At 69.3% G+C, this 24345-nt stretch carries 31 protein-coding genes; 22 read left to right on the plus strand and 9 right to left on the minus strand.

Translation table 11 applies throughout. The annotated features are described in order from the left end of the window. The first annotated feature begins 73 nt into the window (after positions 1 to 73). The 12 genes from secY to P8R59_RS09110 all read left to right on the plus strand — a co-directional run bounded on the left by secY (position 74) and on the right by P8R59_RS09110 (position 8480). Positions 74 to 1396 (plus strand): preprotein translocase subunit SecY, encoded by a 1323-nt coding sequence (gene secY, locus P8R59_RS09055; protein WP_077049571.1) that lies wholly within the window; start codon positions 74 to 76, stop codon positions 1394 to 1396. After that, the gene (locus tag P8R59_RS09060; protein ID WP_077049570.1) at positions 1393 to 1983 is read left to right on the plus strand and encodes an adenylate kinase; all 591 of its coding nucleotides are present in this window, start codon (positions 1393 to 1395) and stop codon (positions 1981 to 1983) included. Before secY ends, P8R59_RS09060 begins: the two co-directional genes overlap by 4 nt. A 1-nt stretch (position 1984) precedes the next feature. Then, entirely contained in the window at positions 1985 to 2824 is an 840-nt protein-coding gene (map, locus tag P8R59_RS09065) for a type I methionyl aminopeptidase (RefSeq protein ID WP_278103664.1), read from the plus strand. Beyond that, positions 2824 to 3525 carry a DsbA family protein gene (locus P8R59_RS09070; protein ID WP_175627533.1) on the plus strand — a complete coding sequence of 234 codons (702 nt, stop codon included), beginning with the start codon at positions 2824 to 2826 and terminating at the stop codon, positions 3523 to 3525. Before map ends, P8R59_RS09070 begins: the two co-directional genes overlap by 1 nt. A gap of 138 nt (positions 3526 to 3663) precedes the next feature. After that, positions 3664 to 3885 (plus strand): translation initiation factor IF-1, encoded by a 222-nt coding sequence (infA, locus tag P8R59_RS09075; RefSeq protein ID WP_013583992.1) that lies wholly within the window; start codon positions 3664 to 3666, stop codon positions 3883 to 3885. Positions 3886 to 3946: 61 nt separating this feature from the next. After that, positions 3947 to 4063 carry a 50S ribosomal protein L36 gene (gene rpmJ, locus P8R59_RS09080; protein ID WP_005050492.1) on the plus strand — a complete coding sequence of 39 codons (117 nt, stop codon included), beginning with the start codon at positions 3947 to 3949 and terminating at the stop codon, positions 4061 to 4063. 157 nt (positions 4064 to 4220) lie between these two features. Continuing rightward, on the plus strand, positions 4221 to 4595 hold the full coding sequence (gene rpsM, locus P8R59_RS09085; RefSeq protein ID WP_063256596.1) for a 30S ribosomal protein S13: 375 nt from the start codon (positions 4221 to 4223) through the stop codon (positions 4593 to 4595). Between the two features lie 34 nt (positions 4596 to 4629). Further along, a complete protein-coding gene (rpsK, locus tag P8R59_RS09090) occupies positions 4630 to 5028 on the plus strand; it encodes a 30S ribosomal protein S11 (RefSeq protein ID WP_013583990.1) in 399 nt (132 codons plus the stop codon). A gap of 173 nt (positions 5029 to 5201) precedes the next feature. Beyond that, the gene (locus P8R59_RS09095; protein WP_022879045.1) at positions 5202 to 6191 is read left to right on the plus strand and encodes a DNA-directed RNA polymerase subunit alpha; all 990 of its coding nucleotides are present in this window, start codon (positions 5202 to 5204) and stop codon (positions 6189 to 6191) included. Positions 6192 to 6233: 42 nt separating this feature from the next. After that, positions 6234 to 6797, plus strand: a complete 564-nt coding sequence (rplQ, locus tag P8R59_RS09100; RefSeq protein ID WP_278103665.1) for a 50S ribosomal protein L17 — start codon at positions 6234 to 6236, stop codon at positions 6795 to 6797. 78 nt (positions 6798 to 6875) lie between these two features. After that, entirely contained in the window at positions 6876 to 7733 is an 858-nt protein-coding gene (truA, locus tag P8R59_RS09105) for a tRNA pseudouridine(38-40) synthase TruA (protein ID WP_278103666.1), read from the plus strand. A 54-nt stretch (positions 7734 to 7787) separates the two neighbouring features. Then, the gene (locus tag P8R59_RS09110; protein WP_077049566.1) at positions 7788 to 8480 is read left to right on the plus strand and encodes an endonuclease/exonuclease/phosphatase family protein; all 693 of its coding nucleotides are present in this window, start codon (positions 7788 to 7790) and stop codon (positions 8478 to 8480) included. Between the two features lie 38 nt (positions 8481 to 8518). Here P8R59_RS09110 and P8R59_RS09115 read toward each other — a convergent pair whose 3' ends face one another. Beyond that, a complete protein-coding gene (locus P8R59_RS09115; RefSeq protein WP_278103667.1) occupies positions 8519 to 8773 on the minus strand; it encodes a hypothetical protein in 255 nt (84 codons plus the stop codon). A 275-nt stretch (positions 8774 to 9048) separates the two neighbouring features. Here P8R59_RS09115 and P8R59_RS09120 point away from each other — a divergent pair, with 275 nt between their 5' ends. Beyond that, the gene (locus P8R59_RS09120) at positions 9049 to 9687 is read left to right on the plus strand and encodes a hypothetical protein (protein ID WP_278103668.1); all 639 of its coding nucleotides are present in this window, start codon (positions 9049 to 9051) and stop codon (positions 9685 to 9687) included. On the opposite strand, the gene P8R59_RS09125 is transcribed toward P8R59_RS09120, so the two are convergent. Both P8R59_RS09125 and P8R59_RS09130 read right to left on the minus strand, forming a co-directional pair. Continuing rightward, the gene (locus tag P8R59_RS09125; protein WP_278103669.1) at positions 9688 to 10806 is read right to left on the minus strand and encodes a hypothetical protein; all 1119 of its coding nucleotides are present in this window, start codon (positions 10804 to 10806) and stop codon (positions 9688 to 9690) included. Then, positions 10803 to 12470: a sensor histidine kinase gene (locus P8R59_RS09130; protein ID WP_278103670.1), complete on the minus strand. Its 1668-nt coding sequence runs from the start codon at positions 12468 to 12470 to the stop codon at positions 10803 to 10805. Before P8R59_RS09130 ends, P8R59_RS09125 begins: the two co-directional genes overlap by 4 nt. Positions 12471 to 12647: 177 nt before the next feature. Between P8R59_RS09130 and P8R59_RS09135 the strand changes: the two genes are divergently transcribed. Next, positions 12648 to 13457, plus strand: a complete 810-nt coding sequence (locus tag P8R59_RS09135) for a fructose 1,6-bisphosphatase (protein WP_278103671.1) — start codon at positions 12648 to 12650, stop codon at positions 13455 to 13457. A 19-nt stretch (positions 13458 to 13476) separates the two neighbouring features. On the opposite strand, the gene P8R59_RS09140 is transcribed toward P8R59_RS09135, so the two are convergent. After that, positions 13477 to 14556: a hypothetical protein gene (locus P8R59_RS09140; RefSeq protein WP_278103672.1), complete on the minus strand. Its 1080-nt coding sequence runs from the start codon at positions 14554 to 14556 to the stop codon at positions 13477 to 13479. 148 nt (positions 14557 to 14704) lie between these two features. On the opposite strand from P8R59_RS09140, the gene P8R59_RS09145 reads away from it, so the two are divergent. Then, a complete protein-coding gene (locus tag P8R59_RS09145; protein ID WP_077049560.1) occupies positions 14705 to 16180 on the plus strand; it encodes a glycosyltransferase family 2 protein in 1476 nt (491 codons plus the stop codon). Between the two features lie 80 nt (positions 16181 to 16260). Here the strand turns inward: P8R59_RS09145 and P8R59_RS09150 are convergent, their stop codons facing one another. Together P8R59_RS09150 and P8R59_RS09155 are read right to left on the minus strand one after the other, a co-directional pair. Beyond that, positions 16261 to 17244 (minus strand): response regulator transcription factor, encoded by a 984-nt coding sequence (locus P8R59_RS09150; protein WP_278103673.1) that lies wholly within the window; start codon positions 17242 to 17244, stop codon positions 16261 to 16263. 136 nt (positions 17245 to 17380) lie between these two features. Further along, positions 17381 to 18403 (minus strand): glycoside hydrolase family 6 protein, encoded by a 1023-nt coding sequence (locus P8R59_RS09155; protein ID WP_278103674.1) that lies wholly within the window; start codon positions 18401 to 18403, stop codon positions 17381 to 17383. Positions 18404 to 18553: 150 nt separating this feature from the next. Here P8R59_RS09155 and P8R59_RS09160 point away from each other — a divergent pair, with 150 nt between their 5' ends. Next, entirely contained in the window at positions 18554 to 18874 is a 321-nt protein-coding gene (locus P8R59_RS09160; RefSeq protein ID WP_278103675.1) for an ATP-dependent DNA ligase, read from the plus strand. Between the two features lie 6 nt (positions 18875 to 18880). Here P8R59_RS09160 and P8R59_RS09165 read toward each other — a convergent pair whose 3' ends face one another. Further along, positions 18881 to 19336 carry a MarR family winged helix-turn-helix transcriptional regulator gene (locus P8R59_RS09165; protein WP_077049558.1) on the minus strand — a complete coding sequence of 152 codons (456 nt, stop codon included), beginning with the start codon at positions 19334 to 19336 and terminating at the stop codon, positions 18881 to 18883. A 201-nt stretch (positions 19337 to 19537) separates the two neighbouring features. On the opposite strand from P8R59_RS09165, the gene P8R59_RS09170 reads away from it, so the two are divergent. Next, positions 19538 to 19876, plus strand: a complete 339-nt coding sequence (locus tag P8R59_RS09170) for a hypothetical protein (RefSeq protein ID WP_278103676.1) — start codon at positions 19538 to 19540, stop codon at positions 19874 to 19876. Positions 19877 to 19912: 36 nt separating this feature from the next. Here P8R59_RS09170 and P8R59_RS09175 read toward each other — a convergent pair whose 3' ends face one another. After that, the gene (locus tag P8R59_RS09175; RefSeq protein WP_077049556.1) at positions 19913 to 20206 is read right to left on the minus strand and encodes a hypothetical protein; all 294 of its coding nucleotides are present in this window, start codon (positions 20204 to 20206) and stop codon (positions 19913 to 19915) included. Positions 20207 to 20377: 171 nt separating this feature from the next. Between P8R59_RS09175 and P8R59_RS09180 the strand changes: the two genes are divergently transcribed. The 4 genes from P8R59_RS09180 to P8R59_RS09195 all read left to right on the plus strand — a co-directional run bounded on the left by P8R59_RS09180 (position 20378) and on the right by P8R59_RS09195 (position 22425). Then, positions 20378 to 20755 (plus strand): DoxX family protein, encoded by a 378-nt coding sequence (locus tag P8R59_RS09180; RefSeq protein ID WP_278103677.1) that lies wholly within the window; start codon positions 20378 to 20380, stop codon positions 20753 to 20755. A gap of 7 nt (positions 20756 to 20762) precedes the next feature. After that, the gene (locus P8R59_RS09185) at positions 20763 to 21305 is read left to right on the plus strand and encodes a 2'-5' RNA ligase family protein (protein WP_278103678.1); all 543 of its coding nucleotides are present in this window, start codon (positions 20763 to 20765) and stop codon (positions 21303 to 21305) included. Next, the gene (locus P8R59_RS09190) at positions 21299 to 21676 is read left to right on the plus strand and encodes a PPOX class F420-dependent oxidoreductase (RefSeq protein WP_083734914.1); all 378 of its coding nucleotides are present in this window, start codon (positions 21299 to 21301) and stop codon (positions 21674 to 21676) included. Before P8R59_RS09185 ends, P8R59_RS09190 begins: the two co-directional genes overlap by 7 nt. A gap of 260 nt (positions 21677 to 21936) precedes the next feature. Next, positions 21937 to 22425 (plus strand): FBP domain-containing protein, encoded by a 489-nt coding sequence (locus P8R59_RS09195; RefSeq protein WP_077049553.1) that lies wholly within the window; start codon positions 21937 to 21939, stop codon positions 22423 to 22425. 75 nt (positions 22426 to 22500) lie between these two features. Here the strand turns inward: P8R59_RS09195 and P8R59_RS09200 are convergent, their stop codons facing one another. Beyond that, positions 22501 to 23322, minus strand: coding sequence for an endo alpha-1,4 polygalactosaminidase (locus P8R59_RS09200; protein ID WP_278103679.1), 822 nt, complete (start codon positions 23320 to 23322; stop codon positions 22501 to 22503). A gap of 40 nt (positions 23323 to 23362) precedes the next feature. Between P8R59_RS09200 and P8R59_RS09205 the strand changes: the two genes are divergently transcribed. Then, complete coding sequence (locus P8R59_RS09205) at positions 23363 to 24343, plus strand: right-handed parallel beta-helix repeat-containing protein (protein WP_278103680.1); 981 nt, start codon at positions 23363 to 23365, stop codon at positions 24341 to 24343. The last annotated feature ends 2 nt before the right edge of the window (positions 24344 to 24345 follow it).

Raw genomic sequence — 24345 nt, forward strand, 5'->3', positions numbered from 1 at the left:
GTCGGCCCCTTCTGGGTTAGTCTGATTCCGTGTGCGCCTGGTCGCGCGCCGAGATCGTTCTGGAGGAATCCCCTTGTTCAGCGCCATCGCGCGGGTTTTTCGCACGCCCGACCTGAGGCGGAAGATCGCCTTCACGCTGGGCATCATCGCCATCTACCGGCTGGGTGCCCACGTGCCGACGCCCTTCGTCGACTTCCCGAACGTCCAGCGCTGTCTGGCGGCGTCCGGGAGCACCGAGGGCCTGCTCTCCCTGGTGAACCTCTTCTCGGGTGGAGCGCTCCTCCAGCTGTCGATCTTCGCCCTGGGTGTCATGCCGTACATCACGGCCACGATCATCGTGCAGCTGCTGCGCGTGGTCATCCCGCACTTCGAGACGCTGTACAAAGAGGGCCAGGCCGGTCAGGCCAAGCTCACGCAGTACACGCGCTACCTGACCATCGCGCTCGCGCTGCTGCAGTCCACGACTCTGGTCACCGTCGCGCGCTCCGGGCAGCTCTTCGGCACCGGCGGCGCCCCGGAGTGCCAGCAGCTCCTCACCAACGACATCTGGTGGGCGCAGCTGCTCATGATCATCACGATGACCGCCGGTACGGGCCTGGTCATGTGGTTCGCCGAGCTCGTGACCGAGCGCGGCGTCGGCAACGGCATGTCGATCCTCATCTTCACCTCCGTCGCCGCGACCTTCCCGGCCGCCATGCTGTCGATCCTGAACACGCGCGGCGTCGAGATCTTCCTCCTCGTGCTCGCGGTGGGCATCGTGGTCGTCGCGCTGGTGGTGTTCGTCGAACAGTCCCAGCGCCGCATCCCGGTCCAGTACGCGAAGCGAATGGTGGGACGCCGCACCTACGGCGGTACGAACACCTACATCCCGATCAAGGTCAACATGGCCGGCGTCGTGCCCGTGATCTTCGCGTCGTCACTGCTGTACATCCCGGCACTCATCGCCCAGTTCAACCAGCCGCAGGCGGGTCAGGAGCCGGCCGCGTGGGTGACGTGGATCTCGCAGTACCTCACGCGCGGCGACCACCCGCTGTACATGCTCGTGTACTTCCTGCTGATCGTCGGCTTCACGTACTTCTACGTCGCCATCACGTTCAACCCGGTTGATGTCGCCGACAACATGAAGAAGTACGGCGGCTTCATCCCCGGCATCCGCGCGGGTCGTCCGACCGCCGAGTACCTCGACTACGTCCTGACGCGCATCACGCTCCCGGGATCCATCTACCTCGGCCTCATCGCTCTACTGCCGCTCGTGGCGCTGGCGACGGTCGGTGCCAACCAGAACTTCCCGTTCGGCGGCGCGTCGATCCTGATCATCGTCGGCGTCGGCCTCGAGACGGTGAAGCAGATCGACGCTCAACTCCAGCAGCGTCACTACGAGGGGCTTCTGCGATGACCGCACGTCTTCTGATCGTCGGACCCCAGGGCTCGGGCAAGGGGACGCAGGGCGTCCGTGTCGGCGAGGCGCTGGGTGTCCCGGTCGTCTCCACCGGCGACGTGTTCCGCGCCAACGTCTCGCAGGGCACCGAGCTGGGGCTCCAGGTGAAGTCGATCATCGATGGGGGAGACCTCGTCCCCGACGAGCTGACCAGCGCCGTCGTCCGCGACCGGCTGTCGCAGGCCGACGCGGCCGAGGGTTTCCTCCTCGACGGCTACCCGCGCAACCTCGCGCAGGTCCTGCACCTCGATGAGTTCCTCGAGGGACGCGACGAGAAGCTGGACGCCGTGATCGCCCTCGTCGTCCCGCGGGAGGAATCGCTGGCCCGGCTCACGTCCCGTGCGGCCGAGCAGGGCCGTGCCGACGACACCGAGGCGGCGATCGCCACGCGACTCGGGATCTACGAGCGCGAGACCGCTCCGATCCTCGACGTGTACGGCACCCGCGGCATCGTCGATGAGATCGACGGCGTCGGCGACCTCGACGAGATCACCGCGCGCATCTTCGCGGCGCTCGAGGCGCGCGGTCTGCGACCGGCGCGCTGACGTGGTCCTGCGCTCCTCGATCTACAAGAAGCCCGCTCAGCTGCGGGCGATGATCGAGCCCGGTCTGATCACCGCCGCGGCGCTCGATGCCGTGCGCGAGCTGATCGCCCCCGGCGTCACGACCCTCGACCTGGATGCCGCTGCCTCCGCCGTCATCACCGGGCGCGGCGCGAAGTCGAACTTCCAGATGGTGCGGGGATACCGTCACACGATCTGCGCATCGGTCAACGAGCAGGTGGTGCACGGCATCCCGAACGATCGTCCCCTCCAGGCGGGCGATCTGCTCTCCATCGATGCCGGGGCCGAGTTCCGAGGCTGGAACGGCGACTCGGCGTTCACCGTGGTCGTCCCCGGCGACGCTCCGGACGAGATCGTGGCTCCTCGGCGACGCCTGTCCGAGGTGACCGAGGGTTCGTTGTGGGCCGGCATCGCCGCGCTCAGTCGTGCCACGCACCTCGGCGAGGTGAGTGCCGCCATCGAGGGGTACATCGAGGACAACGCGCCCGACGGGGGGTACGGGATCCTGCGCGACTACGTCGGCCACGGCATCGGCCGCAAGATGCACGAGTCGCCGAGCGTCTTCAACTACCGGGTGCCGGATCGTGGCGCCGAGGTGCGGCCCGGACTCGCGGTCGCGATCGAGCCCATGGTGGTCATCGGCGACCAGGAGACCCGGGTCGAAGACGACGGGTGGACGGTCTCGACCATCGACGGCACAGCCGGCTCCCATTGGGAACATAGCGTCGCCGTGCACGATGGAGGAATCTGGGTCCTCACCGCGTCCGACGGCGGTGCGGAGAAGCTGGCACCCTTCGGTGTGGTGCCGAAGGAGATCGACTGATGATGATGGCCGCGGCTCGCAAGTCCACGAACTGGTTCGCGATCGGGGTGACGGCGGCCGCAGTGGTCGTCGTCCTCGTGATCGGCGGAGTGGTGTGGTTCGCCAACAACCAGGCGACGTCGCCGGGGACGGTGCCGCAGTCCTCGGCGGTGAACGCCGACACGGGCGCGATCGCCGTGGGTTCCGGCAGCCAGACGGTCGACACGTACATCGACTTCATGTGCCCGATCTGCAACTCGTTCGAGCAGGCCTACGGCTCGACGCTCCAGCAGCTCGTCGACGACGGCACGATCACCCTCAACATCCACCCGATCTCGATCCTCGACGCGCAGTCGCAGGGCACGCAGTACTCGACGCGCGCCGCGAACGCCGCCTACTGCGTCGCGGTCGACGACCCGGCGAACGTGTCCGCTTTCGTCACGGCGATGTACGCCCAGCAGCCCACGGAGGGCACCTCCGGCCTCGACGACGCGACGCTCGCGACCATCGCGAAGAACGCGGGAGCCTCGGATGCCGTGAGCTCCTGCATCACGGACGGGACGTACACGAAGTTCGTGACGGCGATCACCAAGAAGACGCCGTCGCAGACGGGGTCCGGGATCGCGACGCCGACGATCGCCATCAACGGCACGGTTCTGGTCAACCAGACCGATCTGACCGGCGACCCCCAGAAGGACATCGTCGATCGCCTCAACGGCTGAGCCGATGCGGCGAGTTGCCGCATCGCGCTCTACCACGTATGCTTGATCTTTGGTGCGTTGCGCCTTTATTGGCGTGTCGTAGCACCGAATCCCCATCCACCGCAGACCGGCCGGTCTGCAATGAGCGTGAGCGAGTTTATGGCGAAGAAAGACGGTGTCATCGAGATCGAGGGCACGGTGTCCGAGGCACTGCCCAATGCGATGTTCCGTGTCGAACTGACCAACGGTCACAAGGTGCTCGCCACCATCTCGGGCAAGATGCGGCAGAACTACATCCGCATCATCCCCGAGGACCGCGTCGTCGTCGAACTGAGCCCGTACGACCTCACGCGCGGTCGTATCGTCTACCGCTACCGCTGAGCCCGGCCGAGAAGTAACGAACCGCTCGCGCGGATCGAAGACAGCGAACAGGAACACCCCCATGAAGGTCAACCCCTCCGTCAAGCCCATCTGCGACCACTGCAAGGTGATCCGTCGCCACGGGCGCGTCATGGTGATCTGCAAGAGCAACCCGCGTCACAAGCAGCGCCAGGGCTGAGTGCGGACCGGACTCCAGGTCCGGCCCGACTCGACGACAGACTTCCAACTGAATACACAACGGCAGGATCAGAACCCGCGATGCGGGGGACACCTCGGGGCGGAGGCCCGGGCACCGATCCTGCTCCACACCTCCACGACACTCTGAGGAGAGCCGCATGGCACGTCTCGCCGGCGTCGACATCCCGCGCGACAAGCGCGTGGTGATCGCACTTACCTACATCTACGGCGTGGGCCGTACCCGCTCCACCGAGATCCTCACCGCGACCGGCATCAGCCCGGACGTCCGCGTCAAGGACCTCACCGACGACCAGCTGGTCGCCCTGCGCGACCACATCGAGGGCACCTACAAGGTGGAGGGTGACCTCCGTCGCGAGGTGGCCGCCGACATCCGCCGCAAGGTCGAGATCGGTTCCTACGAGGGCCTGCGCCACCGCCGCGGCCTCCCTGTGCGCGGTCAGCGCACGAAGACGAACGCGCGTACCCGCAAGGGCCCCAAGCGCACGGTCGCCGGCAAGAAGAAGGCGCGCTAGGCCTCCGCCGGCGCAGGATTCAGGAGAACCGCACATGGCACAGGCCAAGTCCGCCGCGCGCAAGCCGCGCCGCAAGGAGAAGAAGAACATCGCCGTGGGTCAGGCCCACATCAAGTCGACGTTCAACAACACCATCGTTTCGATCACCGACCCCTCCGGGGCCGTCATCAGCTGGGCATCGTCCGGCGGCGTCGGCTTCAAGGGCTCGCGCAAGTCGACGCCCTACGCCGCAGGCATGGCCGCGGAGTCCGCCGCCCGCCAGGCGCAGGAGCACGGCGTGAAGAAGGTCGACGTCTTCGTGAAGGGCCCCGGCTCGGGTCGCGAGACCGCGATCCGTTCGCTGACGGCCGCCGGCCTCGAGGTCGGCTCCATCCAGGACGTGACGCCGCAGGCGCACAACGGCTGCCGTCCGCCGAAGCGCCGCCGCGTCTGACGCATCGTTCCCGGGGAGTGCTCGTCACTCCCCGGGAACGTTCGCGCTCCCGCGCATCCCAGGACATCCGGATGCCGGCGGCCGTCGGGCCGTCTGCATCCGGCGAGTACAACTCAACACCTCACCCCATTACACGTGTCATATAGCGGGCACGTGATCGAAAGGAACACATAGTGCTCATCGCACAGCGTCCCACTCTGACCGAGGAGAAGATCGGGGAGTTCCGCAGCCGTTTCGTCATCGAGCCGCTCGAGCCCGGCTTCGGTTACACGATCGGCAACGCGCTGCGTCGCAGCCTCCTGTCGTCGATCCCCGGCGCGGCCGTCACGAGCATCCGCATCGATGGCGTCCTGCACGAGTTCAGCACCATCCCGGGCGTGAAGGAAGACGTCACCGAGATCATCCTGAACATCAAGCAGCTCGTCGTCTCGAGCGAGCGCGACGAGCCCATCACGGCCTACCTGCGCAAGACGGGTGCCGGCGAGGTCACGGCGGCGGACATCTCCGCACCCGCGGGCGTCGAGGTGCACAACCCCGAGCTGGTCATCGCGACGCTCAACGACACCGCGAAGTTCGAGCTCGAGCTCACCATCGAGCGCGGCCGCGGCTACGTCTCGGCGACCCAGAACCGCAACGAGTACGCCGAGGCGGGTCAGATCCCGATCGACTCGATCTACTCGCCGGTGCTCAAGGTCAGCTACCGCGTCGACGCGACCCGTGCCGGTGAGCGCACCGACTTCGACAAGCTCGTCCTGGACGTCGAGTCGAAGCCGTCGATCGCCCCGCGCGACGCCGTGGCGTCGGCCGGTCGTACGCTCACCGAGCTGTTCGGTCTCGCCCGCGAGCTGAACGTCGAGGCCGAGGGCATCGAGATCGGCCCCGCGCCGGTCGAGACCGTTCTCTCCAACGAGCTGTCGATGCCGATCGAAGACCTCGACCTCTCGGTGCGCTCGTACAACTGCCTCAAGCGCGAGGGCATCAACACCGTTTCGGAGCTGGTCGCCCTCTCCGAGACCCAGCTGATGAACATCCGCAACTTCGGTCAGAAGTCGGTCGACGAGGTGCGCGACAAGCTCACCTCCCTCGGCCTGTCGCTCAAGGACTCGGTGCCCGGTTTCGACGGTGCACAGTTCTTCGGCGGCTACGACGACGAGACCGTCTGACCCGTCGGACCCGACCGAACCTTCCTACTGGAGTAACACGACATGCCCAAGCCCACGAAGGGTCCCCGTCTCGGCGGCGGCCCGGCCCACGAGCGCCTGCTTCTCGCGAACCTCGCGGCGGCCCTGTACACCCACAAGTCGATCAAGACGACCGAGACGAAGGCCAAGCGCCTGCGTCCGCTCGCCGAGCGACTGATCACGTTCGCGAAGCGGGGTGACCTCCACGCCCGCCGCCGCGTCCTCTCGGTGATCGGTGACAAGGAGGTCGTGCACACCCTCTTCACCGAGATCGCTCCGCTGGTCGCGGACCGTGACGGCGGCTACACCCGCATCACCAAGGTCGGCAACCGCAAGGGCGACAACGCGCCCATGGCCGTGATCGAGCTCGTCCTCGAGCCCGTCACCAAGAAGCCGTCGGCGTCGAAGTCCGCGGCACCCGCTGCGGCTGCCGCGCCCGCTGCCGAGGAGACCCCCGCCGAGGAGACCTCGACCGAGGAGACCCCCGCCACCGACGAGGCCGCCGACGCCGGCGCCGAGTCGCAGGAGGAGGGCGCGGCCGCCGAGGCCGCCGCCACCGACGCGGTCGAGGACGACGCCAAGGCGTAATCCTCTGCTTCCTGAACGAGGCCCTCTCCCGCTGGGAGGGGGCCTCGTTCGTCATCCCGGGGCACGTAGGCTGAACGAGTGCGCATCCGTCTCGACATCGCCTATGACGGCACACATTTCCGCGGGTGGGCGCGGCAGCCGGGCCTGCGCACCGTCCAGGGAACGCTCGAAGACGCCCTGAGCCGCATCGTCGGCGGAGAACCGCGATTGGTCGTCGCCGGACGCACGGATGCCGGGGTGCACGCCTCGGGGCAGGTCGCTCACGTCGACCTCGATGAGGCGCAGGTCGCACGCCTTCCGCGCCGGCGTCGCCAGGGGGACGAGCCGGACGGCGTCACGGCACTCGCGGGTCGGATCCGGGGCGTCCTGGGCGCCTATCCCGACGTCACGGTCCATCACACGGTGGCGGCCCCGGCGGGGTTCGATGCCCGCTTCTCCGCCGTCTGGCGTCGCTACGTGTACCGCATCGCCGATCTCGGAACCGGGTACGACCCGCTCGATCGCGCGCGGACCACCACCGTCAAGGCGCACCTGGACGTCGCGGCCATGGATGCCGCAGCCCGGAGCCTCATCGGTCTCCACGACTTCGCCGCCTACTGCAAAGCACGCGAGGAAGCCACAACGATCCGCACGCTGCTGGAGTTCGATTGGCACCGTGACCCCGCGGGCGCACTCCTCGCCCATGTGCGAGCCGATGCCTTCTGCCACAGCATGGTGCGTGCACTGGTGGGCGCCTGCGTGGCCGTCGGCGAGGGCCGGATCGACCCTGAACGCGTCGTGGCGATCCGTGACGCGGGAGCGCGTCTGCCGGACACGAAGGTCCTCGCCGCACGCGGGCTCGTGCTGGCCGAGGTGGGGTATCCGGCGGACGAGCTGCTGGCATCCCGGGCCGAACAGACGCGGAATCGGCGCGACGCCGACGACATCGGTTCGTGAACGTTGCGCAACCCTCAGCAAGCTGAGGGCTGCGCCTTCTAGGCTGGCGGGGCCATGAAGGTCATTTCGTACAACTTGCGCAAGCATCGCGCGGCGGGCGAGCTCGCCGCCCTCGTCGACGCGCACGCGGTCGACGTCCTATGTCTGCAGGAATGCGACACCCGCGACATCCCCGCGGAGATCTCCGGGTTGCGTCTCGCGGAGGCCACGCAGCGCAACCGGCTCGGACTCGCCGTGTACTACCGCGAGAACACGTTCCGTGCGGTCGAGGTGCGCTCGATCGCCCTCAAGAAGTCCCTGCACGACTACGTCCTGAAGCCGGCGGAGGAGCGCATGCTGGGTGTCCGCCTGCGCGACATCGACGACGGCCACGAGATCATCGTCGCCTCCTTCCACGCGGCACCTCTCACGGCCCTCAACTCCCTGCGCCGCCACCAGATCCGCACCGCGCTGGCGGAGTTGCAGAACCTCGGTCCCGGGTTGCCCGCTCTCATGGTCGGCGACTACAACTACCCGGTGTTCAAGGAGAACCTCGGGCAGGCGGTGCGCGACCAGGGATACGAACTCACCCTCAGCGACTCGCGTACCTACACGCGCTACCGCTTCTTCCGAGGGCACTACGACTTTGCGACGTCGATCGGTTTCGACATCGCGCACATCCGCACCCTCCCGCAGGGGCTGAGCGATCACCTGCCGATCCTGATCACCGCGGAGGTCGAGGGCAGCCGCCCCGCGGTAGCCTCCTGAGCCGACCGGAGACCGGTACCTCGTCGGGCGTCGGCGACTCAGACGTCGAGATCGTGACGGTGACGTCGGACGGTGGCGCCCACGGCGATCGCACCGCCCGCGAGCGCGAGAGCGCCGCCCCCGATCCAGAACCCCAGCGCGGGTGCGCCCCCGCCGGGGACGCTGGCGGAGGCGTGGGTCGTCGTGTCATCGGGGGAGCCGTCCGCCGCCGCGTGGGCGATGGACGGGAGGGCCAGGACGGCTCCGGTGGCCAGAGCGGCAGCGGCCAGGGAGCGGACCAGCGTGTTCTTCATGCGGCACCCACAAGCGTCGAGGACGGGAGACCGCGCACGTCGCGTGCAACGGGCCGGCGGTGATCGCCCCCAGCGCGATGCGGATCCGCCTCTTCGACTATCCCCCATCCGTACACGGCGCGCCACCGATCGGCGTTTCGATTGCGTAAAGGATCGGCGTCGTCTGCGCCACCCGTCGCCCAGCCGCGGGCGTCGTCGCCCGAGGCTGGGCGTGGTTCCCTGAGCCCTCGCGACCCGTCGCCGCCTAGACTCGACGGAAGACCACAGGAGGATTCATGGGGGACCGGGTGCGCCGCGGCCGAGCCGCGCTGGGTGCGATCGGCGCGGGGGCGATGCTGCTCGCGCTGGTCGGGTGCGGCGCCCCGCCGTGGGCGCAGGGCGGTGGGCAGACGACGCCCTCCTCCTCGCCGACGGTTTCGGCCTCCACCACTCCGGTTCCCACGCCGGTGCCGAACGACCTTTCCAGCGGTTCCACCGAGAAGAAGGTGACCGCCGGCGCCATCGCCGCGACGGTGAAGTACTGGTCCACCCTGTCGATGGACCGCTGGACGGCGACGGCGTTGAAGCCGGTGAGCATCTCGATGGACACCACCGTTACGCCCAACGACGGGCAGCAGGTCTATCTGCAGAGGGCGACGATGACGGCCGTGCCGGGCAATGCCACGCAATCGTTCGCGCCGCTGACTCCGCAGGTCGATCAGAGCAACCCGCCCGGCTACGTGGTCCTGTCGCCGTACAGCTACTCGCAGACGTTCAACGTGGGGGAGGTCCCCGCCGAGGCGACGTTCGTGACGCTCCAGTTCACGTACGAGTTCCTCCTGCAGACGACGCCGACCTCGAGCGACTTCGCCAAGCAGACCGCCAGCGACACCCTCACGGTCGCCATCGCCCGCGACGCCACGCCCGCGGGCTGATCACGCGCGAACGCGCTCCCACCGGTCGCCGCCGAGTCGCGTCGCCGTCATCGCGGCGTCCTCCGCCCGGCCCACGAGTTCGTCGAGGTCGTACCAGGCCGACTCCGCCGGCACCCACCCGATGCTGGCCGAGAGCTGCAGGTCGGCCCAGTCGTCGGCATCCATCTCTGTCACCCGTCGCAGGAGAGTGCGCACGTGCTCGCGGAGCACGGGCCCGGGGCGACAGACCACCACCACCAGGCGACCGCGCGCCGGACGCCCGATGTCGGCCTCCGCGGGGAGGGTTGCGGCCACGAGGGCCTCGAAGGCCGAGGTGATGCGGTTCCACCCGTTCTCGCCGATCGTGCTGCGGATCTGGTCGGGGTCGTCGAGGCGGATCGCGAGCACGTTCCAGGAACTCTCCTGTGCCCGGCGCGCGCGGGTGAGCCGCTCCTCCGCGGTCACGGAGAACTGCGGCCACGAGCGCGCCGCACGTGTCCCGACGGGCGAGACCGAGGTGAAGTACAGGACGCTCACCGTCGCGCACACGAGGTAGATCAGCATCGCGAGGCCGTTGAGGATGCGGGGGAGCGTGAGATCCTGCGCGCTCGAGGGCAGCGCCAGACCCGCCACGACGATCGCGCCGGCGAGGGCGACGAAACCGGCGGACACGATCGTGAGCGGCAGGGCGAGTCGCTCGAATCGATCGGCGGCACGTCGGACCTCGACGATCGTGAGCCCGGCGAAGATCGCCGCGCCCAGGAACGCCACGCGGAACGTCATCCCGTACACCTGGAGGTCGACCGCGAGCACGAAGGCGACGGCGGTCGCGATCGACTGCAGCGCGGCGATCCAGGGCAGGGCCGGAACGTGCCGCCGAGCGCGGAATCCCGACCAGATGAGCGCGGGAGCCCCGAGCATCAGACCGAGTCCCGCGCGACGGACGGCCTCGTCGCCGACCACGGAACCGGCGACGGAGATCCACGTGCTCGACATCGCCAGCACGAACGCCAGCGACCACAGGAGCGCGGCACGGGACGGTCGGTGCAGGAAGCCGAGCCCGATCACCATCACGGTGGCCAGGGTGGCGACGGTCGCCTGGGCGAGCCCGAGATTGGCGAGCGTCTCCTGGGCGGTCATGCCTCGGTCGCCCCCGACCGCGAAGGCAGACGCACCGTCACGGTGGTCCCCGTCCCGACCTCGCTCTCGAGCTCGAGCGATCCCCCCTGCTCTTCGACGATGCTGCGAACGATCCCCATGCCCAGGCCCGTGCCGGGGGTCGGGCTCTCGCGTGCCGCCCGGGCGCGGAAGTACGGGTCGAAGATCCTGGGCAGTTCGTCGGGGTGGATGCCGATGCCGGTGTCGGCGAACGTGAGCTCGACGTGGTCGTCGAAGACGTGCCCCGTGATGTGGACGCTCCCTCCGCCGGGGGTGTACTTGATGGCGTTGCTGAGGATGTTGTCGAACGCCTGGCGCAGGCGGAACCCGTCGCCCACGACCTCGGCCGAGAGGGGGAGGTCGTCGGTCACGCTCACGCGGCGCGCGGCGGCGGCCGGGCGGAAGGACTCGAGCGACGAGGCGATGATGCGACTGGCGTCCGCCGTCGCGGCCGACTTCTCTTCGCGGAACACCCCGCGGGAGTTCGCCAAGATCTCGGAGATCAGTGTTTGCATGCGTTCCCCGGCGCCCGCGATGACCTCGAGCTGCTCGCGCACCTTGGGCGTCAGATCCGGGGCGTCGAGTGCCAGGTCGGCGTGGCCGATGATGGCCGTGAGGGGGTTGCGCAGTTCGTGCGACACGGTCGCAGCGAGACGCTCGCGCGCCCGCTCCGCCTCGATGAGGGCGGTGACGTCGTGGACGATGAGGAGCGTGCTCTCGGGCTCGTCGGACGAGACCAGGCGCCGGGTGGACGCGGACAGGGCGTGCCAGTCGCCCTGCGCGTCGAACAGCCACACCCGTTCGTCCTCGAACTGCTCGCCCCGCGCCGCGCGCGCGAACGGGCGCTCCGAGTCGGGCAGCGGTTCGCCCCGCAGGGTGGCGTACTCGACGGCTCCGCCGGGCCGCGACGGTTCGTCGCGCTCGATGCCGTAGAGGTTCACGTACGTGTCGTTGAGGGCGAGCACTTCGCCGTCGACCGACAGCCGGGCGATGCCCGTGTCGAGACCGTTCAGCATCTGCGACACACGACGTTCCTGTCCGGTGACGCGTTGCAGAGTGCCCTGCAGCCTGCTGGCCTGGCGCCGGAGGAGTTGTTTGAACGCGCGCGTCTGGCGCGACGACAGATACGCCGTGATGGCGATGAACGTCAGGGACAGGAGCACCACGATCAGGCGCAGTGCCGTGGCGGGTCCGGCGCCGTTGACCGAGGCGTCCGCGACGATGATGACGCCGACCGCGGCCAGTGAGGCGATCATCATGCTGAGGACGAAGTGGGTGGCGATCCACGTGATCGGGAACACCCAGAAGAATCCGAACCGCAGGTCCGTCCCGAAGCTCAACAGCCCGATGCCGACGATGTCGCCGAACGGGATGAGGGCGACCGCATTCCGCGGCAGTCGGTGCCAGGGCACCATGATCGCGACCGCGGTCAGCGCGATGACGACGCCCACTCCGGTGGAGAACGTCCATACCGCGAAGAGGGACGGTTCGAGCGCTTGGACGAGCAGGACGGTGATGACCACGCTCGCGCCGAGGACCAGCTGCAGGAGCCAGACCGAGCGTGTCCGGCTGCTGGGTCCGCTCGCGTCGTCGGACTCGGAAGCGACCGGCGACGACGCCGGCGGAACGCTCCTCACGGCTGCCATGTGATCGAGTGTATAGACGATGGTGTAGTCTTCTGCGCGCCATCCTGTCTCTGCTCGCCCTTCGCGTCCTACCCGTCGCGTCGTCCGGTCAGACTCCCCCTGAGGCCTGCATCCCGCAGCGTGATGGTCGTCTCGTCGACCTCTGCGCGCCCGCGCCCTCAGACCCGGGAGATACCTGTGAGCAGCTCCACTCACCGTCGTACCGTGCGAGCCCTCGCGCTCGCCGCCGTCGTCGCGCTGGGCGGCCCGATCACCCTCTCCGGGTGCACGCAGGTCGTGGACGCCTTCAACGCCATCCAGGCCCAGACCTCCGGTGGCGGGCAGTCGGTCGTCGTCGCCACCCCCGCACCGCAGTCGACGGCGTCCGCGATGCCGTTCGACTCCCGATTCACCTATGACGGGTCGGTGTCGCTGTCGTCCGAGGTCGCCGACGGTCTCGAGCTGCGCCTGGACGTCTGGGCCGTCGACCCCAAGCGCACGATGGAGTGGACGACGACGAACGAGAAGCAGTTCGGCTTCGCGCTCAACGTGCACGACCACCGTGTCGACGAGAAGGCGGTTCTCACCGAGAAGCGTCGCGTCTACATCTCCTCGGTGTCCATCACCTCTCAGACCGCCCAGACGGGCGGCCAGGTGTCGAACCCGTTCCAGTTCAGCGCGGACCCGCGCACGCTCGTCCCCACGGACACCCTGCGCTCGGACCGTGCCCTGCTCCTGAACAGCTTCCAGGGCGGTCTGCTCGTGCCCACGACCTCGATCCGCCAGCTGCCCAACGACACGTACGGCATCACGCTCGAGTTCGCCCTGAACATCGCCGTCGAAGGCTCCGCGAACTCCGACACGTCGTTCACCCAGCAGACGGTCTACCAGTACCTGCCCATCGCCATCTTCGAGTCCGACAGCGCCACCGCCGCCGGTCAGGCCACCGACTCCAGCACCAGCACCGGCCGGGCACCCGGATGGGGTCAGACCACCGACCAGGGCTGAGTGCCCGGCGAGCCCCGGTTCAGGCGTGGGGGACCGCGCCCGAACCGGGACGCAGCCGACGGCTCTCCATCAACAGGGAGAGGTCGTGCACGTCCGCCACGGCGTGGTGCTCGAAGGTCAGGTCGGGTGTGTCGGTGTAGTCGATCAACGGCATCTGCCGCGCGAACGTCCTCCGTACGCCGGCCTCCACCTCGGTGCGGGGCGTCGACCCGGCGTGCAGCACGAAGACGGTGTCGCGCGCGGGGACGCCGGCCGCGGATCCGGGCAGCGCTTCGTGGGCGGCATCCACGAGGACCGTGATCATCTCCTCGGCGCGACCCGAGCTGTGCGCCGCGCGGATCAGATCGATCTCCGGGATGCGGACGACGGCGACGTGGACGCGCCCGTGGGCGTGCAGGAGATCGTCCGCGGCCTGGCGGAGGCTCCGGCGGTCGTGCGCGCGGGTCCCCGGTGAGGGGTCGTCGTCGAGCTGCCGCCCCAGGCGCACCGATCCGAACCCCATCCCGACGATGGCCAGGGCGCTGAGGATGGTGGTGATCTGCGTCGACGTCGTGTGCTGCCAGAGCGCCGACGACATCCCGGCGACGGTGCCCACGACCAGCCGGTAGAAGTTGAACGTCCCGAACACGACCAGGGTCGCGACGAGGACGCGGGTTCCGGAGAGGTCGCTCAGCGGCCGGCGCGCGAACTCGACGGAGGCGAGCGCGGCGAAGATCACGAGTCCCGCGGTCTTGATCAGGGTGGCCTCGTCCAGCGGAACGACGAAGGTGACGGCCAGCATCAGGATGCCGACGGCTCCCGTCGTGGCCGCCCCGATGCCGCGGCGCGCGTTGAGGCGCCGGGCGCCCGCCCAGGCCAGCCCGACCGTCACCACGTTGGTCGCGTTCCCCACCGCTGCGGCGAACGTTCCGCCGCCGGCGACCTCCGCGACGTTCGCGAGGGAGCAGGCCAGCGCCGAGATGGCGGCGACGCCCATGTACCGCACGAGCTCGGCGCGCGGGCCGCCGCGGTCGTCTCCGTGGCGGCCGTGCGCCAGGAACAGCGCGGCACCCGCGACGGAGGCCGCGGCGATGGCGGCGAGGAGGTCGAGGACGACCATCGGTCGGAACTCTCCCTGTGCCGGGGCCCCGGGGGAATCTTGAGGAAACCTTGCGGGGACGATGGTCATGTTCGGCTGTTGCCTTGCGGTGAACCTATCAGAGTGGGACACGGCTGAACCGCCGCCCCTCCGACAGGAAGACACCGCCATGACCGATGCGCGCAGCTTCGCTCCCCAGACCCGGGCGCTGACCTACCCCGTGGGCGGCACGGCGAGTCCCGTCGTCGAGGAGCACGCGTTCCCGGACGACTTCGCCTCGGTCCTGGAGCACTCCACGGTGCACCGCTCGACGATCGGATGCGTCATCCCGGCGTACAACGAGGAGGAGTCGATCGCGGAGGTCATCGAGGCCCTGCTCGGCCAGACCCGCGTGCCCGACGTCATCCACGTCGTCGTCAACAACACCTCCGACGCGACGGTCAAGATCGCCTCCGAGTACAGCGGCCCGCACGAGATCACCACCGAACTCGGTGAGCAGTTCACCGAGGTGTTCGTCCACGACATCGGCAAGAACCCCGACAAGAAGGTCGGCGCCCTGAACTACGGCTACTCGCTCGTCGAGGGGTACGACTACCTGCTCGGCGTCGACGGTGACACCATCGCCGACAGCAAGGCCGTGGAGTACCTCGAGACCGAGGCCGTGTCCGACTCCCGCATCGGCGGCATCTCGGCGATCTACACGATCGACGACAAGCCGATCAAGGGTCTCGTGGCACGCTTCCTGACAGCGGGTCAGCGCACCCAGTTCGCCGCGTTCAACCTGCAGAACCTGCTTCGCGGTCGCAACATGGCGGTCCTGGGCGGCCAGTTCTCGATCTTCTCCACCAACGCCCTTCGTGAGGCGATGAAGCAGAACCACCAGGTCACGCCCTGGGTGAAGGACTCCGAGGTCGAGGACTCCCTGCTGTCGCTGCAGATCAAGAGCGCCGGCTACCTGACGAAGATCAGCCCGTACGCCCGCGCCAACGTGGGCGGCATGACGACGCTCTCGGGGTACGACGCGCAGCAGGTCAAGTGGACCTACGGCGCCATCGAGCTCATGTGGCCGGGGCAGCGTGGCGACACCAAGGGTCAGCCGTTCCACCCCAACCTGCGTCTGCGGTGGTTCGAGAACTTCGGCATGCTGACGAACCTCTTCGTGCGTGTCGCGTTCCTGACCCTGCTCGCCGGGTCGCTGTCGATCAACGCCTTCGTCTTCTCGCCCCTGTGGCTGATCCCACCGGTGGTCGCGATGCTGCTGAACCTGCGCATTGCGCGCACGATGGCCGCGGTCAACCGCACCGATGTCCTCTTCGCGGTGCTGTTCTTCCCGGCCGAGATCTTCATGTGGATCCGAATCAGCCACTTCGTCCGCTCGTGGACCCGCTTCCTCTCGCGGAAGAAGGTCGACAACTGGGCGATGCAGGCCAAGGCGGAGCGCGGTGGGGGACTCGGTCACTGGGCGCCCATGGTGGTCCTCATCGCCGTCGCGATCGCGCTCGCCGTCATCTGGGTGCTGGTCGGCCCGATGGTGCAGTCCTCGATCCTCTGGATCGGCTGGCCCATCGTCGGTGTCGTCACCGTCCTGCAGACCCTCCTCATGTTCTCCAAGCTCGTCCGTCGTCACCACGGATACAAGGTCTGATCGCGACCCGAACGCATCAGAGAAAAAACGGATGCCTCGGCCCTGGGGAGGGTCGAGGCATCCGTGATGTCCGGGGTCGATCAGGGGGCCGCCAACAGCTCCGACGTGAGGCGATAGCCCACGCCGCGCACGGTCTCGATGTACCGGGGGTTCGCGGGGTTGTCGCCGAGCTTGCGGCGGAGGTTCGTCATGTGCGCTTCGATGGCGCGCTTGTCGGCCTCGCCGACGAAGTAGCTGGTGACGTAGGACTCGCCGCGGAGCACCAGCGTGAGGTCGGCCTTGCTGCGCACGCGCCGCTTGGACTCCATGAGCGTCGCGAGGAGGTCGAACTCCGTGCGGGTCAGGTCGAGTTCGAGGCCGTCGACGCGGACGATGCGGCTGTCGGGGTCGAGCTGGAGGTCGCGGTGGACGATCCACTGGCCGCCGGTCGGGGTCAGCTCTCCGTGCGCGCGGGGCGCGACGTCGGTGCCGGGCCGCGTCGCCAGGTCGTTGCCCGGGGGCGTGGACCACGGATCCGGGCCCTGCGACGACGGCACGACGACCGGTGTGCCCGGCAGGGGTGCGGCGGGGGCGGGGGTCGGCGCCGGTTCGACGTGCGGGACGGGTTCGGGTGCCGGGCGCGCGGCCGGGAATGACGGCCCCACGCTGTCCTGGCGCGGACCCGGGACGCCGGCGCCTCCGGCGCGCGGGCGGCGCAGGAGCGCCTCGATGCGCGCGCGCAGCTCGCGAGGACGGAACGGCTTCACGACGTACTCGTCGGCACCCGCGCCGAGGCCGAGGACGACGTCGGCCTCCTCCTCGAGCCCGGTGAGCATGACGATGTAGGTGTCGCTCTGCTGGCGGATGCGTCGGGCGGCTTCGAAGCCGTCGATCCCGGGCATGTTCACGTCGAGCGTGGTGATGAGGGGTTGGTAGGCGATGACGGCTCGCACCCCGTCGATCCCGTTGCCGACGGACACGGTGGAGAAGCCGGCCGATTCGAGCACCTCGACGAGGAGGTGGCGGATGTCGGGGTCGTCCTCGACGATCACGGCCGTCTTCAGCATCTCGGTGCTGTCGCTCATCCCACCACTCTTCCGGGTTTGCACGGATGTCGTGCCCGCGATCTCCCCCGAGTCACGGCGACCGCAGTGCGGCCGAGCCACATCTTTACATACTTAGTGGCGCTTACGGGTTAGCTCGTGGCGCGTAGGGGTGAGATCAGCGACTCTCACGCGTCAGCTCGACGGCGGCATCCGGCCACCACTTTCCCGCGACGGGGCCGCCGTTGCACTCGCCGTCGCTCTCGCCGGGGGGCTTGATCCACAGGGTCGTGTCGACCACGCCGTCGCCGTACGCGCCGCTGGCCGCTCCGACGAGCCGACCGGCGGGGTTGCACCACTCCGACCCGGCCGGACCCGCGCCGTTGCGGGAGGTGTCGATGATGGCGTGCGTTCCGCCGAGCAGGTCGGAGAGCTGGTGGGCGTAGGCGAACTCGTTCGCGGTGTCCTGGTAATTGGAGACGTTCAGGGCGACTCCGCGCACGTCGCCCATGAGACCGGTGGAGCGCAGAAGGTCGGCCATCTCGGTCACGGGATGCCATGCCGAGTGGCCGCCGTCCAGGTAGATCCACGTGTCGACGCCACGGATGTTGTCCACGGCGGTGCGCAGGTATCCCGCCCGGTCCTCGAGCGACCCGCAGGACGGAGCGAGGGCGATGCTGTCGGGTTCGAGGACGACGATCTTCCGTACGTCGGAGGCGTTGCGCAGCGCATCGCCGATCCGAGCCGTCCATTCGCGGTAGGCGTCCGGATCCAGCCCGCCGGCGGAGTGATTGCCGCAGTCGCGGTCGGGGAGCCCGTAGACGGCGATGGAGACGGTGGCATCCTGGTCGCGCGCCTCGGCCGCCAGGTGTGCGATGCGATCCCACACCTCGTCGACCGGGTCGATCTCGGGGGTCAGCCAGTAGGTCGTCGGCTGGGCGGCCAGCCACGCGGCGGCGTCCGCCTCGGGGGAGCCCGACTGCTCTTGCGCCGCGGCTTTCGCGGCCTTCGATTCATCGGGGGTCACGATCCGCGTGTCCACGGCGGGGGGCCGGGCCGACAGGGTCTGGAAGAGATTCGTCACCAGCGAACCGACGACGGCGATACCGATCAGGAGCGCGACGACGAGCACGACAGCCCCCGTCACCAGGACCGGCCGCGGTATCCGACGCCGACGGCCCGGGCGGTGCGCTCTCCCCACTCTGAGGACTTTAGTCGAGCGTCGGGGGGCGGCGGTCGTGTGCGACCGATCGTGCGGTGGGGCGCGGATTCTGGACCCGATCCGATAATTCCCCGCACTCGTGCGGCCCCGCCGTATTGGTTAGGTCGGTGGAGCGGATACGCTGTCGGGGTGGGCAAACTGGTTTACGACGCGCTCGGTCACTCTTTCGACATCGAGGACCGCACGCTGGCTCACCTGCGCCTCGTGTTCATGAACAAGCTCCGCCGCGGCGAGCCGTTCATGTTCCACTTCCCGCTCGGAGACGGAAGCGGCACGCGCACCCTCTGGATCCACCCGTCGATCCCGCTGGTCTTCCACTTCTACGGCAGTCGTCCGCCGCACGTGAACCGCCGCTGGGTCGACGAACTCATGCACGAGGCGAGTTCGGCGAACGGGCTCACGGTCGTGGCGGAACCCGACCCGGATGCCGCGGAGCCCGTGCGCGTCTGAACCCGCTCAGCGGCACTCGGCGTCGACGACCTCGCGGACGCGATCGAGGAAGTCCGCCAGTTGGTCGGCCGCTCCGGGCGGGAGGTCCAGCGCGAATTCGCGGATCCGGGCCGTGACGGGGTCGATCGAGTCGGCATCCGTATCGCGGTCGAAGGGGACGACGAACTTGCTGCGCCGGTCCGCGGGGTTCGCCACGAAGCCGATGAGCCCGCCGGCGGCCAGCCGATCGAGCATGCCCGTGACCGATGCCGTCGAGACCGCGAGGGCCTGGGCGATCTCGGTGGGGGTCACGGTGGCGCCTTCGTCGGCCCGCTCGAGGATCAGGCGCATCGCCGCACGGGCGTTCTCGCTGGGTCCGCAGTCCGTCTGCCGCCGTCGGGCCAGGCGCGCCTCGGCGAGTCGCAGTCTCTCGACGGCGCGGGCGGCGACTGTCGAAGGGTCGTCTTCAGTCACGATCGTCATGGCTCTCCTGTAAGGGTCCGGCCGCCCGATGCGACAGTCTAGTTAGGCAAACGAGATTTCAGTGATGCGATAGACCTGGCGTAGCCCCTGGTGAACAGAAAAGAAACTTGGCGCGTGCCGGATATTCCTGCGTGATTCATTAGGCAATAGTTAGGCAACCTAGTAAAATATGGGATGTCGAAACTCCGGAAGGAGATGCTCATGGGCCTACTGTTCTACGGGTCGTCCGAGCGCCCGATCCGGATCCCGGACCGAGTGCTCGCGCACGTGAAGGTCGTGATCGCGACCAAGCTCCGCCGTGGAGAGAGCTTCACGATGTCCTGGCGCCACCCGGATGGCGAAGAGGGTGGGCGCAGCACGATCTGGATCCAGCCCTCGATCCCCCTCCGATTCGTCTTCGGCTCGGTCGAGCCCGAGATGCTCGATCCCGCGCTGCTGCAGTCGTACGCCAATTCGGCGAACTCGTCGAGCGGTCTGACGATCGACCTCGATGTCGCCGCGCCCGCCGAGGAGGCCGAGGCCGCGCGCCGGAGCGCCTGACGCGCGGACATCCTCTGCGTCGTCGGCGCCGTCATGTCACCGTCGGCCCGACGCGTGCCGGTGGGCGATGACGGACATCCACTCCATCCCCGGACACGGCGGTGCCGAGCGGCCGCGCAGGCGTTCCCACGCTTCGACGTAGATCCCCTCGAGGAGGGATGCCGCAGTGTCGGCGTCGCGCGTGAGCGTGAGCAGCACCGCATACACGCGGGGCGACGTGGCGTCGTAGAAGTCGACGAAAGCGTCGCAGTCGCCGGTCGCCGCCCGCACCAGGAGGGCGTCCAGGTCGATTCCGCCGAGCTCCGCGGCGGGGCTCTCCGTGAGCGTCATGGGCACCTCCTTGCTCGACGTGTGCTCAGTCAATCGGCCCGTGCGCTCGGCGTCCGGGGGTTGCGCTTCCGGTGCGCTTCGCGTAGCGCCCGCCGCCAATCCGTGACGACTCCCGACGGGGGCCTCGTCAAGCCTGGCCGACTCGCCCAGGGGCGCCTCTAGCCTGACGCCATGAGATCGTTCGTCCGATGGGGCCTGGCCCTGGCAATGACCTTCGCCGGAGTGGCGCACCTCACCTTCGCCCGCCGCGACTTCCAGGCGCAGGTGCCCGACGCGGTCGTGGAACGTGGGCCGCTCGATCGTGATGCCGTGGTCGTGGCATCCGGGGTCGTCGAGATCGCGTTCGGGGTGGCTCTGATCGCGCTGCCCCGGGAGCGGCGGCGCATCGGCGCGGCGCTCGCGGCGTTCTACGTCGCGATCTTCCCCGGCAACGTCGACCAGTGGCGCAAGAAGCGCTCGGCGTTCGGACTCGACACCGACCGCCGCCGTTTCGCGCGCTTGTTCTTCCAGCCCGTGCTCGTGGCCGCGGCGTGGTGGTCGACCCGCTGATCCGACGATGACCGACGTCGTCAGCCTCGAGTTCGTCTTCGACGCGGATGCCGACGCCGCCATCCGTCGCGAGTGGGCGATCCTCGCCTCGGCGGGGCTGCCCAGTCAGGCCCGGCACACCGGTCCGACCAACCGCCCGCACATGACGCTGCTCGTGCGCCCGTCTCTTCCCGACCTCACCGCGGACGGACTGACCGATCGGCTCCCTCTTCCCGTCACGCTCGGCGCCCCCGTGCTCTTCGGCATCGGTCGGACCCGCGTGATCGCACGCTCGGTGGTTCCGAGCGCCGCCTTGCTCGGCCTTCATGCGGCCGTGCACGCTCTGGCCGGTGCCGGCCAGGACGCGCCGCACACGTTGCCGGGGGAGTGGACGCCGCACGTGACGCTCGCGCGCCGCGTGCCCCTCGACCGGGTCGGCGAGGCGCTCGCCGTGCTGGGCGGCGAGGGCGGCGAGCCGATCGGTGCGCGCGCGATCGGCATCCGACGCTGGGATGCCGCCACCCGAACGGTCGCACACCTCGCCGGACGTGGCACGCTGGAATCGTGCTGAACGACGACGCCCTGGCCTTTCTCGCCGAGTACCACCTCGCGACGCTCTCGACCGTGGGTCGCTCGGGTCGGGTGCACTCCGTGCCGGTGGGCTTCACCTACGACGCGGGCGTCGTGCGGGTCATCGGCTCGCGCGGGACGCAGAAGTTCGTGAACGCGGAGCGTTCGGGGAGGGCGTCGGTCTGCTCGGTCGACGGGAGCCGGTGGATCAGCTTCGAGGGTCCCGCCCGCGTGAGCGACGATCCCGAGGCCGTCGCCCGTGCCGTGGACCTGTACGCGGCGCGCTATCGTCAGCCCCGTGTGAACCCCGAGCGGGTGGTGCTCGAGCTGACCGTGGAGCGGGTGCTCGGATCCGCCCCGTTCCGCGCCTGAGCGGCGTACGCTCGAAGCATGTCTTCTCTTCCCTCCGCGATGCCCTTCGGGCGTGAGGGGGTCGTCGGCGTCCGCATCGCCGACGGCAGAGGCGCGATCGGAGCCGTGGCCCTCGCCGCCTGAGCGGCGACGTCGCGCGACCTCGGTGTCGCGCGCCCACACCCGCGTTCGACGTGCGTCGGCGCGGCATCCTCCGCTCGCCCGTGCACGACGCGGGCGTCCTTCGACCGGAGCCTCTCCGGTCCATCGATGGGACCCTCATGATCGCCCTCACCGAATCCACCGTCCGATCCAGCTTCGTCAACGTCTCGCTGCGCGAGCGCAAGGCGATCGTCCTCCCCGCGGATCTCGCGGAACGCGACTGGGACCGCCTCGACTACTTCGGCTGGCGCGACCCCAAGTCGCCGCTGCTGGGGTTCATCGTGGCCGAGATCGACGGGAACGCCGTGGGCCTGCAGCTGCGTCAGGCCGAGCAGCCCACCCGGTCCCGGCCGCAGTGCTCGTGGTGCTCGGACGTGACGTTGCCCAACGACGTCGTGTTCTTCTCGGCTCGGCGCGCCGGGGGTGCCGGCAAGGCCGGCAACACCGTCGGCACGCTTCTGTGCTCGCGTTTCGAATGCTCCGCGAACGTGCGTCGTCTCGACCCGCCCGCCTACCTCGGCCACGACGCCGAGGCGGCGCGGGATCGTCGTATCGAGTCGCTCCGCACGCACGTCGACGGATTCTTCCGCGACCTGATGGCCGGGTGACCCGAGTGCCCCGGACCCTCCGGTCCGGGGCACTTCCCGATGAGCCGTTCTGCGGCGCGCCTGCGCTGCGTCCGGTCAGCGCGCGGGGCAGGTCTCGAAGGCGTACTCCGCCGCGTCGGGGGTCGACAGTCGCCGATCGCGCAGCACGGTCGCCGCGGGCGTCGCCTCGTCGGCGCACATCTGCGTGAACGGTCGGGGCAGCTGATCGGTGTACTCGATGTCGATCACGTGGGCGCCGTAGACGTCCGTGTATGCGGCGCACTCGTCGTACGCCGCGCACTCCTCGGCCACGGCGAAGTCGAAGCCCGCGGCATCCCGGAGCCGGTCGGCGAATTCGGCGGCGTTCTTCTGGCCGGCGGCGAGACCGGCGTCATGCGCCACGGCGACCAGCGCGGCGGCGACGGCGGCGTTGTCCTCGAAGGAGAGTGCACCGTCGGTGCGCGTGAACGTATCGAGGTTGTCGAACTCCACCGCCTGGAACCCGGATGCCGCGCACCCGCGGATCCAGGGGGCGACGTGCTCGACCACACGCGCGCGCGTGCCCTCGGTCGAGGTGTCGACGAGGCGTTCGTCCGGCCAGTCGGGATCGAACACCGGCTCCCCATCGCGCTCGAGGAGCGTCCCGTCCGGCCACCCGGCACCTTCGCCGGGTTGGGTCTGGAACGCGTTGACGTAGCAGACCGAGTACAGGCCGTCCGCCGGGGCGGCGGTGCGGTCCCGGACGACGACCGTGACGCCGTCGGCCGGGGGATAGGGCGCCCCGAGCTGGTAGTCGACCCGCACGTCGGTCGGAAAGGAGGCCGGCGAGTCGGTCGTGCGCACGGCATCGCCCGAGCCGCAGGCGGCGAGGAGGAGCGCGAGCCCCGCGACGGCGACGAAGAGCACGGCACGCGGCATGCGTCCACCCTACGGTTCGCCGCCTGGGATACTCGACGCGATGAACCGCAGCCGGACCGCCCTGATCGCCGTCGCCGTGTGCGCCGTGATGCTCTCGGGGTGTGCTCCCGCGGTGCCGGTCGCGCCCTCGGCGCCGTGCGTCCCGGGAGCCGTCGCGGTGGGCGAGGGAGCGGACGCCCTGCAGGCCGCCCTGGACGCGGCCGCACCGGGAGCCGTGCTGCAACTGGCGCCGTCGGTCTACCACGGACGGTTCCGCGCCACGGCGGTCGCGACGGCCGACGCCCCGATCGTGCTGTGCGGCACGACGGGCACGGTCCTCGACGGTGGCGACGTCGCCGGCGGGTACGCGTTGCAGTTGGAGGGCGCCGCGTACTGGGACGTCCGCGACCTCGCGGTGCGGGGCGGGCAGAAGGGCGTCGTGCTCGACGCGACGACCCACTCGTCGCTCAGCGGTCTGACGATCTCGGATGTGGGCCAGGAGGGATTGCACCTGCGCAGCGGGAGTGCCGACAACAGCGTGCGTTCGGTCACGATCGAGCGCACCGGCCTGACGGATCCGGAGTTCGGCGAGGGCGTCTACGTCGGTTCCGCGGAGTCGAACTGGTGCCGCTACACCGCGTGCGATCCCGACCGCAGCGATCGCAATTCGTTCTCGGGTCTCATCGTGCGCGACACCACCGCGGAGGCGCTCGACGTCAAGGAGGGCACGACCGGCGGGATCGTGCGCGACTCGTCGCTCTCCACGAGCGCCGGGGCCGTGGTCGACAGCGCGGTCGACCTCAAGGGCTCGGACTGGCGGATCGAGGGCAACACGATCGAGGGTCGAGCGGATGCCGTGAGCATCCACGTCATCCTGGCTCCGTGGGGGTCGGGCAACGTCGTCGCGGCGAACGTCCTGCGTCCGGGTGCCGGGGGTGTGGGGGTCGCCGTCGTGGGGGCCGCGCGGGAAGCGGGCAACACGGTCGCCTGCGGGAACACGGTCGGAACGGGCGTGTCCTTGAGCGACGTCGCATGCACGTAACA

The organism is Microbacterium proteolyticum (assembly GCF_029639405.1).
Lineage (GTDB): Bacteria > Actinomycetota > Actinomycetes > Actinomycetales > Microbacteriaceae > Microbacterium.

What these genes read in the sequence shown, in the direction of transcription:
- P8R59_RS09060 (WP_077049570.1), top strand. Translation starts at nt 1,393, where the DNA reads ATGACCGCACGTCTTCTGATCGTCGGACCCCAGGGCTCGGGCAAGGGG.
- P8R59_RS09070 (WP_175627533.1), top strand. Translation starts at nt 2,824, where the DNA reads ATGATGATGGCCGCGGCTCGCAAGTCCACGAACTGGTTCGCGATCGGG.
- infA (WP_013583992.1), top strand. Translation starts at nt 3,664, where the DNA reads ATGGCGAAGAAAGACGGTGTCATCGAGATCGAGGGCACGGTGTCCGAG.
- rpmJ (WP_005050492.1), top strand. Translation starts at nt 3,947, where the DNA reads ATGAAGGTCAACCCCTCCGTCAAGCCCATCTGCGACCACTGCAAGGTG.
- rpsM (WP_063256596.1), top strand. Translation starts at nt 4,221, where the DNA reads ATGGCACGTCTCGCCGGCGTCGACATCCCGCGCGACAAGCGCGTGGTG.
- rpsK (WP_013583990.1), top strand. Translation starts at nt 4,630, where the DNA reads ATGGCACAGGCCAAGTCCGCCGCGCGCAAGCCGCGCCGCAAGGAGAAG.
- rplQ (WP_278103665.1), top strand. Translation starts at nt 6,234, where the DNA reads ATGCCCAAGCCCACGAAGGGTCCCCGTCTCGGCGGCGGCCCGGCCCAC.
- P8R59_RS09110 (WP_077049566.1), top strand. Translation starts at nt 7,788, where the DNA reads ATGAAGGTCATTTCGTACAACTTGCGCAAGCATCGCGCGGCGGGCGAG.
- P8R59_RS09115 (WP_278103667.1), bottom strand. Translation starts at nt 8,773, where the DNA reads ATGAAGAACACGCTGGTCCGCTCCCTGGCCGCTGCCGCTCTGGCCACC.
- P8R59_RS09120 (WP_278103668.1), top strand. Translation starts at nt 9,049, where the DNA reads ATGGGGGACCGGGTGCGCCGCGGCCGAGCCGCGCTGGGTGCGATCGGC.
- P8R59_RS09125 (WP_278103669.1), bottom strand. Translation starts at nt 10,806, where the DNA reads ATGACCGCCCAGGAGACGCTCGCCAATCTCGGGCTCGCCCAGGCGACC.
- P8R59_RS09130 (WP_278103670.1), bottom strand. Translation starts at nt 12,470, where the DNA reads ATGGCAGCCGTGAGGAGCGTTCCGCCGGCGTCGTCGCCGGTCGCTTCC.
- P8R59_RS09140 (WP_278103672.1), bottom strand. Translation starts at nt 14,556, where the DNA reads ATGGTCGTCCTCGACCTCCTCGCCGCCATCGCCGCGGCCTCCGTCGCG.
- P8R59_RS09145 (WP_077049560.1), top strand. Translation starts at nt 14,705, where the DNA reads ATGACCGATGCGCGCAGCTTCGCTCCCCAGACCCGGGCGCTGACCTAC.
- P8R59_RS09150 (WP_278103673.1), bottom strand. Translation starts at nt 17,244, where the DNA reads ATGAGCGACAGCACCGAGATGCTGAAGACGGCCGTGATCGTCGAGGAC.
- P8R59_RS09165 (WP_077049558.1), bottom strand. Translation starts at nt 19,336, where the DNA reads ATGACGATCGTGACTGAAGACGACCCTTCGACAGTCGCCGCCCGCGCC.
- P8R59_RS09170 (WP_278103676.1), top strand. Translation starts at nt 19,538, where the DNA reads ATGGGCCTACTGTTCTACGGGTCGTCCGAGCGCCCGATCCGGATCCCG.
- P8R59_RS09175 (WP_077049556.1), bottom strand. Translation starts at nt 20,206, where the DNA reads ATGACGCTCACGGAGAGCCCCGCCGCGGAGCTCGGCGGAATCGACCTG.
- P8R59_RS09180 (WP_278103677.1), top strand. Translation starts at nt 20,378, where the DNA reads ATGAGATCGTTCGTCCGATGGGGCCTGGCCCTGGCAATGACCTTCGCC.
- P8R59_RS09185 (WP_278103678.1), top strand. Translation starts at nt 20,763, where the DNA reads ATGACCGACGTCGTCAGCCTCGAGTTCGTCTTCGACGCGGATGCCGAC.
- P8R59_RS09195 (WP_077049553.1), top strand. Translation starts at nt 21,937, where the DNA reads ATGATCGCCCTCACCGAATCCACCGTCCGATCCAGCTTCGTCAACGTC.
- P8R59_RS09200 (WP_278103679.1), bottom strand. Translation starts at nt 23,322, where the DNA reads ATGCCGCGTGCCGTGCTCTTCGTCGCCGTCGCGGGGCTCGCGCTCCTC.
- P8R59_RS09205 (WP_278103680.1), top strand. Translation starts at nt 23,363, where the DNA reads ATGAACCGCAGCCGGACCGCCCTGATCGCCGTCGCCGTGTGCGCCGTG.